The 8,538-nt window shown below is 67.4% G+C and carries 8 protein-coding genes and 1 tRNA gene; 6 read left to right on the plus strand and 3 right to left on the minus strand.

Annotated elements, in window-relative coordinates:
* Positions 1–63 precede the first annotated feature (63 nt).
* The 4 genes from DY245_RS30115 to DY245_RS30130 are packed head-to-tail and all read left to right on the plus strand — an operon-like array spanning position 64 to position 4,430.
* Positions 64–993 (plus strand): branched-chain amino acid ABC transporter permease, encoded by a 930-nt coding sequence (locus DY245_RS30115; protein WP_128510359.1) that lies wholly within the window; start codon positions 64–66, stop codon positions 991–993.
* A 5-nt stretch (positions 994–998) separates the two neighbouring features.
* Complete coding sequence (locus DY245_RS30120) at positions 999–2,795, plus strand: branched-chain amino acid ABC transporter permease (RefSeq protein ID WP_128510360.1); 1,797 nt, start codon at positions 999–1,001, stop codon at positions 2,793–2,795.
* Positions 2,796–2,802: 7 nt separating this feature from the next.
* The gene (locus DY245_RS30125; RefSeq protein ID WP_128510361.1) at positions 2,803–3,717 is read left to right on the plus strand and encodes an ABC transporter ATP-binding protein; all 915 of its coding nucleotides are present in this window, start codon (positions 2,803–2,805) and stop codon (positions 3,715–3,717) included.
* A complete protein-coding gene (locus DY245_RS30130) occupies positions 3,714–4,430 on the plus strand; it encodes an ABC transporter ATP-binding protein (protein ID WP_128510362.1) in 717 nt (238 codons plus the stop codon). Before DY245_RS30125 ends, DY245_RS30130 begins: the two co-directional genes overlap by 4 nt.
* A gap of 84 nt (positions 4,431–4,514) precedes the next feature.
* On the opposite strand, the gene DY245_RS30135 is transcribed toward DY245_RS30130, so the two are convergent.
* Positions 4,515–5,168 carry an ANTAR domain-containing response regulator gene (locus tag DY245_RS30135; protein ID WP_128510363.1) on the minus strand — a complete coding sequence of 218 codons (654 nt, stop codon included), beginning with the start codon at positions 5,166–5,168 and terminating at the stop codon, positions 4,515–4,517.
* Between the two features lie 97 nt (positions 5,169–5,265).
* Here DY245_RS30135 and DY245_RS30140 point away from each other — a divergent pair.
* Positions 5,266–5,339 (plus strand) — tRNA-Leu (locus DY245_RS30140).
* A 109-nt stretch (positions 5,340–5,448) separates the two neighbouring features.
* Complete coding sequence (locus DY245_RS30145; protein WP_128510364.1) at positions 5,449–6,222, plus strand: helix-turn-helix domain containing protein; 774 nt, start codon at positions 5,449–5,451, stop codon at positions 6,220–6,222.
* Between the two features lie 51 nt (positions 6,223–6,273).
* Here DY245_RS30145 and pyk read toward each other — a convergent pair whose 3' ends face one another.
* Complete coding sequence (gene pyk / locus DY245_RS30150) at positions 6,274–7,710, minus strand: pyruvate kinase (RefSeq protein ID WP_128510365.1); 1,437 nt, start codon at positions 7,708–7,710, stop codon at positions 6,274–6,276.
* A 145-nt stretch (positions 7,711–7,855) separates the two neighbouring features.
* Positions 7,856–8,538 (minus strand): SIMPL domain-containing protein (locus tag DY245_RS30155; protein ID WP_128510366.1); only part of this gene is annotated, 683 nt, incomplete at its 5' end.

Genomic DNA, 8,538 nt, shown 5'->3' on the forward strand with positions numbered 1-8,538 from the left:
GCGCGGCCCGTGGCACACCGGCACCCCGGAATCTCGTAACTCCCACACAACGGAGGCCCTGCGGTGAACGAACTGCCGCAACAGCTGGCCAATGGACTCATCCTCGGCGCGATGTACGGACTCATCGCGATCGGCTACACGATGGTCTACGGAATTGTCCAGCTCATCAACTTCGCCCACGGCGAGATCTTCATGGTCGGCGGCTTCGGAGCGCTCAGCGTCTACCTCGCCCTCCCGGCCGGCACCTCACTCGCCCTCGCCCTCCCGATCATGCTCCTCGGCGGCATCGCGGTATCCGTCCTCGTCGGCATCGCAGCGGAACGTTTCGCCTACCGCCCGCTGCGCGGCGCCCCACGCCTCGCCCCCCTCATCACCGCCATCGGACTGTCCATCGGCCTCCAGCAAGCCATCTGGAAGTGGTACCCCGACGGCAAACAGGCCCGCGTCTTCCCCCAGTTCAAGGGCCACTCCTTCGAGATCCTCGGCGCCACCATCCAACGCGGCGACATCTTCGTCCTCATCGCCGCCCCCGCCTGCATGATCGCCCTCGGCTTCTTCGTCGCCAAGACCCGCAGCGGCCGCGCCATGCAAGCCACCGCCCAGGACCCCGACACGGCCAAGCTCATGGGCATCAACACCGACCGCATCATCGTCCTCGCCTTCGCCATCGGCGCCGCCTTCGCCGGCGTCGCCGCCGTCGCCTACGGACTGCGCACCGGCGAGGTCCAGTTCCGCATGGGCTTCATCATGGGCCTCAAGGCGTTCACCGCGGCCGTGCTCGGCGGTATCGGCAACATCTACGGCGCCATGCTCGGCGGCGTCGTCCTCGGCGTCGCCGAAGCCCTCGCCACCGCCTACATCGAAGAGATCCCCGGCATGCAGCAATTCGGCGGCGGAGCCTGGAAGGACGTCTGGGCCTTCGTCCTCCTCATCCTCGTACTCCTCCTGAGACCACAAGGCCTACTGGGCGAACGCGTCGCGGATCGGGCGTGATAGCGATGACCACAGACACCACCAAGAACACCGCCCGGGGCGTGCTCCCCCTCCCCGGACGCACCGCCCGCATCACCACCGCCGCAGGCGCCCTCGCCACCGCCGTCACCACCGGCCTCGCCTGGACCTGGAGCAACGACTTCCCCGGCGAACTCACCTACTACGGATCCCCCGCCGGCCTGCAGATCGTCACCCTCGTCGGCGGCATCCTCACCCTCCTCCTCGCCACCGCCGGACTCGGCCTGCGCGGCCTGCAATGGCTCACCCCCGGCGGCCGCAACGCCTCCGTACTCCTCGCCGCCCTCGCCACCTTCGCCGCCACCTGGTTCACCCTGATCGCCATCGCGATCCAACTCGGCGGCCTCGTCAACCTCGAACCCGGCGGCTTCCTCGCCGGCCTCACCTCACTGGTCACCCTCCTCGGCGCCCTCGGACTGCCCGCCGACCACACCACCGACCAGCCACCCACCGGCGCCTGGCAACGCTTCACCGGAGCCCTCGCCGCCACACCCGTCAAGCGCCGCACCCGCGAACTCCCCGCCTGGGCCGAAATCCTCATCATCGCGGGCGCCTTCGCCGCCGGACTCTCCGCCTTCACCTACGGCATCGACACCGACGACGGCGCTCCCTTCGTGGGCTACCTCCTCTTCATGGTGCTCGCCATCCCCGCCCTCAACAGGGCAGGACTCATCAAGCGACTCACCGAACTCACCCACAAACACCGCGGCCCGGCCCTCTGCGCCGCCTTCCTCGCCGCCGCCAGCTTCCCCTTCACCCAGGACACCGACCAGTACACGATCATCGGGGCCAACATCCTGATCTTCGCCACCGTCGCCCTGGGCCTCAACGTCGTCGTCGGCCTCGCCGGCCTCCTCGACCTCGGATACGTCGCCTTCCTCGGCGTCGGCGCCTACGCCGCAGCCCTCGTCTCCGGCTCCGCCGAATCCGCCCTCGGCATCCAGTTCCCCTTCTGGGCAGCCCTCCTCACCGGAGCCGCCGCCTCCCTCGTCTTCGGCGTCCTCATCGGCGCCCCCACCCTGCGGCTACGCGGCGACTACCTCGCCATCGTCACCCTCGGCTTCGGTGAGATCTTCCGCATCGCCATGCTCAACCTCAACGGCACCACCGGCCCCGACGTCACCAACGGCGCCATGGGCATCCCCAACATCCCCAACCTGGAAATCTTCGGCTTCAACTTCGGCGAACCCCACGACATCCTCGGCATCCCCATCGCCACCTACGGCAACTACTACCTGCTGATGATCCTCGTGACCGCCTTCGTCGTGCTCGTCTTCCGACGCGCCGCCGCCTCCCGCATCGGCCGCGCCTGGATCGCCATCCGCGAAGACGAAACCGCCGCCATCGCCATGGGCATCAACAGCTTCCGCCTCCGGCTCCTCGCCTTCGCCCTCGGCGCCGCCCTCGCCGGACTCGCCGGCACCGTCCACGCCCACGTCGTCACCACCGCCACCCCCGAACAGTTCCAGTTCGCCGGCCCCCAGCCCCCCAACTCCGCCTTCCTCCTCGCCGCCGTCATCCTCGGCGGCATGGGAACCCTCAGCGGACCCCTCGTCGGCGCAGCACTCCTCTTCCTCATCCCGGCCAAACTCGACTTCCTCCAGGACTACCAGCTGCTGCTCTTCGGCATCGCCCTCGTCCTGCTGATGCGCTTCCGGCCCGAAGGCCTCATCCCCGACCGCAGGAAGCAACTCGAATTCCACGAGACCGGCCAGCTCGACGTGCCCGACCAGCGCCTCCCCGACGGAGACGCGAGCATCGGCGTCACCAAGGCAAAGGCGTGACGACACCATGACCACACCCACCCTCGCGACCAGCACCGATACGGTCCTCGAAGCCTCCGGCGTCACCATGCGCTTCGGCGGACTCACCGCCGTACGGGGCGTCGACCTCACCGTCGGCACCGGCGAAATCGTCGGCCTCATCGGCCCCAACGGCGCCGGCAAAACCACCTTCTTCAACTGCCTCACCGGTCTCTACGTCCCCACCGAAGGCACCGTCAGTTACCAAGGCACCCGCCTCTCCCGCAAACCCCACCTCGTCACCCAGGCCGGTGTCGCCCGCACCTTCCAAAACATCCGACTCTTCGCCAACATGACCGTCCTCGAAAACGTCCTCGTGGGCCGTCACACGCGCACGAAAGAAGGACTCTGGTCGGCCCTGCTACGCGGCCCCGGCTTCAAGAAGGCCGAACGCACCTCCGAGGAACGCGCCATGGAACTCCTGGAGTTCACCGGCCTCGCCGCCAAACGCGACCACCTCGCCCGCAACCTCCCCTACGGCGAACAACGCAAGCTGGAGATCGCGCGGGCACTCGCCTCCGAACCGGGCCTGCTGCTGCTCGACGAACCGACGGCCGGTATGAACCCCCAGGAGACCCGGGCCACCGAGGAGTTGGTCTTCGCCATCCGGGACAAGGGCATCGCCGTCCTCCTCATCGAGCACGACATGCGCTTCGTCTTCAACCTGTGCGACCGCGTGGCCGTCCTCGTCCAGGGCGAAAAGCTCGTCGAAGGCACCTCCGAAGTCGTCCAGGCCGACGAGCGGGTCATCGCCGCCTACCTCGGCGAACCCTTCGAAGGCGACCCCGGCGAAGCCGAAGTCTCCGAGGTCGAGGCCGCGGAAGCCCACGCCGCGGAAGCCGCCGCCGACCCGGCACCTGCCGACGCGGAGGACTCCGCCAGCACCGAGGGAGGACCCCAGTGACCGCACTGCTCGAGGTCGAGGACCTCCGGGTCGCCTACGGCAAGATCGAAGCCGTCAAAGGCATCTCGTTCTCCGTCGAAGAGGGCCAGGCCGTCACCCTGATCGGCACCAACGGCGCCGGCAAGACGACCACCCTCCGCACCCTCTCGGGCCTGCTCAAGCCCACCTCCGGAAAGATCGTCTTCGACGGCAGGCCGCTCACCGGCGTCCCCGCCCACAAGATCGTCTCCCTCGGCCTCGCCCACTCCCCCGAAGGCCGGCACATCTTCCCCCGCCTCACCATCGCCGAGAACCTCCAGCTCGGCGCCTTCCTCCGCAAGGACGCCGCCGGCATCGAGGCCGACATCCGGCACGTCTACGACCTCTTCCCCATCCTTGGCGAACGCCGCAAACAAGCCTCCGGCACCCTCTCCGGCGGCGAACAGCAAATGCTCGCCATGGGCCGGGCGCTGATGTCCCGCCCGAAGCTCCTCATGCTCGACGAACCCTCCATGGGGCTCTCGCCGATCATGATGCAGAAAATCATGGCAACCATCCGCGAACTCCGCTCCCAGGGCACCACCATCCTGCTCGTGGAACAGAACGCGCAGGCCGCCCTCTCCCTCGCCGACCAGGCCCACGTCATGGAAATCGGCCGCATCGCCCTCTCCGGCAGCGGCCCCTCCCTCCTCCACGACGAGTCCGTCCGCAAGGCCTACCTCGGCGAGGACTGAACCCGCACACCACCCGCACCCGGCAACACACGAGCGGCCCCGCACCGATCACCGGTACGGGGCCGCTCACGATCTTGCCGGACGCTACTGGTCCTTCTGCTGCTTCTTCTCCTCGGCGTCCTCGATGACCGCCTCGGCAACCTGCTGCATCGACAGCCGACGATCCATCGACGTCTTCTGGATCCACCGGAACGCGGCCGGCTCCGTCAGCCCGTACTGCGTCTGCAGAATGCTCTTCGCACGGTCCACCAGCTTCCGCGTCTCCAGCCGCTGCGTGAGGTCCTCGACCTCCTTCTCCAGCGTCTTCAGCTCGGTGAACCGGCTGACCGCCATCTCGATCGCCGGAACGACGTCACTCTTCGAGAACGGCTTCACCAGATACGCCATCGCACCCGCGTCCCGCGCCCGCTCCACCAGCTCACGCTGCGAGAACGCGGTCAGCATCAGCACCGGGGCGATGCTCTCCTCGGCGATCTTCTCGGCCGCCGAGATGCCGTCCAGAACCGGCATCTTCACGTCCAGGATCACCAGATCGGGACGGTGCTCCCGGGCCAGCTCGACGGCGGTCTGCCCGTCCCCGGCCTCGCCGACGACGGTGTAGCCCTCTTCCTCCAGCATCTCTTTGAGATCAAGACGGATGAGCGCCTCGTCCTCGGCGATCACGACGCGCGTGGTCAGGGGCGGGACGTGCGACTGATCATCATCAGCGACGGGCTGCTCGGGCTCGGCGGCGCTCACGGGACTCCTCGTTCCAGGCAGGTGGTGCCCCATGAGCCTACCTAGCTCCTGTATGTTTGAGTCACGGAGGGGCTACACTATCCTTCGGATTGCAGGGGCTCCGGTAGTCCAATCGGCAGAGACGATACCCTCAAAAGGTATTCAGTGTGGGTTCGAGTCCCACCCGGGGCACTTCACCTTCGATTCCAAGGCATGCAGACCGTTGGCGATCTTCACTCGCCCAGGTGAACATTCCTTCGAATCGCCTCGCGAAGGTACGGCGACACTCAAGCTCGCCTTCATGTACGACCGCGAAACGCGCGAGCGAGCCCTCACCCTCGTCGCCCAAGGCCGCAGCCTCAACTCAGTGAGCAAGCAAACTGGGATATCCCGGTACGCGCTCCGCTCCTGGCAGAGCCGGATCGAGCCCATCTCCCGTACGGCGCAGTGCCCGCGGTGCGAGCCCGTGCCGCGATCACCGGAAGCGGCCCAGCAGTACGCGTACTTACTCGGCCTCTACCTGGGAGACGGGTGCCTCAGCAGCCAGCCACACCGCGGCGGGTACGTGCTGCGCATCGCGTGTGCGGATGCGTGGCCTGGGCTGATCGAAGCGTGCCGCCAGGCAGTCAAAGACGTCCGCCCCATGAACAGCGTGTGCGTGATCCAGCGCCAAGGCTGCGTCATGGTGACGAGTTACAGCCACCACTGGCCCTGCCTGTTCCCCCAGCACGGCCCCGGGAAGAAGCATGAGCGGCCGATCGTGCTCCAGGACTGGCAGCAGCGGATCGTGGACGCTCACCCGTGGGAGTTCATCCGCGGACTCATCCACTCCGACGGCTGCCGGATCACCAACTGGACGACACGGATGGTCGCCGGGAAACGTAGGCGCTACGAATATCCCCGGTACTTCTTCACCAACATGTCCACCGACATCCTGCGGCTCTACACGGACACCCTCGACAAGGTCGGCGTCGAGTGGAAGCCCGCGCGTCAGTCGCGCACCGCGCAGAACATCTCCGTCGCCAAACGCGACTCCGTGGCCCTCATGGACCAACACATCGGGCCGAAGTACTGACAGGGACGGCAGTCAGGACCTCGGCCCAGCGGGATCGCGGTGCGGGTGGGGCTACTTCGGGGTGTCGTCCTCGCCGATGTGGTGGACGCGGACGAGGTTGGTGGAGCCGGGGACGCCGGGTGGGGAGCCGGCGGTGATGATGACGACGTCGCCCTTCTGGCAGCGGCCGATCTTGAGCAGCTGTTCGTCGACCTGGGCGACCATCTCGTCGGTGGAGTTGACGGTCGGGCCGAGGAAGGTCTCCACGCCCCAGCTGACGTTGAGCTGGGAGCGGGTGGCCGGGTCGGGGGTGAAGGCCAGGAGCGGGATGGGTGAGCGGTAGCGGGAGAGGCGGCGGACGGTGTCGCCGGACTGGGTGAAGGCGACGAGGAATTTGGCGCCGAGGAAGTCGCCCATGTCGGCGGCGGCGCGGGCGACGGCGCCACCCTGGGTGCGGGGCTTGTTGGCTTCGGTGAGCGGCGGGAGGCCCTTGGCGAGGAGGTCTTCCTCGGCGGCTTCGACGATGCGGCTCATCGTCTTGACCGTTTCGGTGGGGTACTTCCCGACGCTGGTTTCGCCGGAGAGCATGACGGCGTCGGTGCCGTCGATGACGGCGTTGGCGACGTCGGAGGCTTCGGCGCGGGTGGGACGGGAGTTGTCGATCATCGAGTCGAGCATCTGGGTGGCGACGATGACCGGTTTGGCGTTGCGCTTGGCGAGTTTGATGGCGCGCTTTTGGACGATCGGGACGGTTTCGAGGGGCATTTCGACGCCGAGGTCGCCGCGGGCGACCATGATGCCGTCGAAGGCGGCGACGATGTCGTTGATGTTGTCGACGGCCTGGGGCTTTTCGACCTTGGCGATGACGGGGAGGAAGCGGTTTTCTTCGCGCATGATGCGGTGGACGTCTTCGATGTCGCGGCCGCTGCGGACGAAGGAGAGGGCGATGATGTCGGCGCCGTAGCGCAGGGCCCAGCGGAGGTCGTCCTGGTCCTTTTCGGAGAGGGCGGGGACGGATACGGCGACGCCGGGAAGGTTGAGGCCTTTGTGGTCGGAGACCATGCCGCCTTCGATGACCTTGGTGCGGACGCGGGGGCCGTCGACGTCGATGACTTCGAGGGTGACTTTGCCGTCGTCGACGAGGATGTGTTCGCCGGTGGTGACGTCGGCGGCGAGGCCGTCGTAGGTGGTGCCGCAGATGTGGCGGTCGCCTTCGGTGGACGGCTCGACGGTGATGGTGAACTCGTCGTCGCGTTCGAGAAGTACGGGGCCTTCGCGGAATCGGCCGAGGCGAATCTTCGGACCTTGAAGGTCGGCGAGGATGCCGACGCTGCGGCGGGTTTCTTCGGATGCTTTGCGGACCCGGTCGAATCGCGCCTCGTGGTCGGCGTAGGTGCCGTGGCTCAGGTTGAAGCGGGCGATGTCCATTCCGGCGTCGACGAGGCCTTTGATCTGCTCGTACGAGTCGGTGGCGGGTCCTAGTGTGCAGACGATCTTTGCTCGGCGCATGTTTCGACTCTATGACTTACCGGGCGGTAGGGAACTGTAAAGAAGTGACTGCTCAACGAGCGCTTGGTGAAAGGCTGTTGACAAGTAATGGAATGCGCGCGAAGGCGCTCCGATGAGCAGAATATCGCCCTCGCGCGGCTCGGTCTCACAGTGCGGGACGGGTCATCGTAAAGCGTGCGTTGACGTTGGCGTAGACGGTTTGGCGCTCCGGTTCGAGGTCGAGGGCGGGGGTGGATTCCTGGACGGCGGCGCCGCCGTAGCCGGCGAAGGCGCGCATGGCGGGGGCTGCCATGGGGGTGGTGTTCTCGGCGCCGAGGTCGGCGATTTCGACGATGGCGTCGAGGCGGGCGCCGAGGGCTTCGGCGTATTCGCGGGCGCGCTGGACGGCTTCGCGGACGGCTTGGGTGCGGGCGTTGCGGTGGGCGGGTGAGTCGGGGCGCAGGGCCCACCAGGGGCCGTCGACGCGGGTGAGGTCGAGGTCGGCGAGGCGGGTGGTGAGTTCGCCGAGGGTGGTGAAGTCGTTGAGGGTGGCGGTGTGGGTGACGCGTCCGTGGTAGGCGCGGATGCGTTCGTGGCGGCCCTTTTCGGTGAGTTGGGGGGTGAGGCTGAAGGTGCCGGTTTCCAGTTTTTCGATGGCGTCGCCGTAGCTCTTGATGAGGGTGAGGGCTTGTTCGTTGCGGCGGGTGAGGTCGGTGAGGGCGGCTTTGCGGTCGGTGCCGCGGGCGCTGACGGTGACGGTGATGCGGGCGATTTCGGGGTCGACCTCTAGGCGGGCTTCGCCGCGTACGGCGAGGCGGGGGGTGTCGGGGGTGCCGTATGGGAGGGCGG

Origin of the sequence: Streptomyces inhibens (genome assembly GCF_003389455.1) — a bacterium.
GTDB lineage: Bacteria > Actinomycetota > Actinomycetes > Streptomycetales > Streptomycetaceae > Streptomyces > Streptomyces inhibens.

Coding starts and splice junctions, on each gene's coding strand:
- DY245_RS30120 (WP_128510360.1), top strand. CDS start 999: ATGACCACAGACACCACCAAGAACACCGCCCGGGGCGTGCTCCCCCTC.
- DY245_RS30125 (WP_128510361.1), top strand. CDS start 2,803: ATGACCACACCCACCCTCGCGACCAGCACCGATACGGTCCTCGAAGCC.
- DY245_RS30145 (WP_128510364.1), top strand. CDS start 5,449: ATGTACGACCGCGAAACGCGCGAGCGAGCCCTCACCCTCGTCGCCCAA.
- pyk (WP_128510365.1), bottom strand. CDS start 7,710: ATGCGCCGAGCAAAGATCGTCTGCACACTAGGACCCGCCACCGACTCG.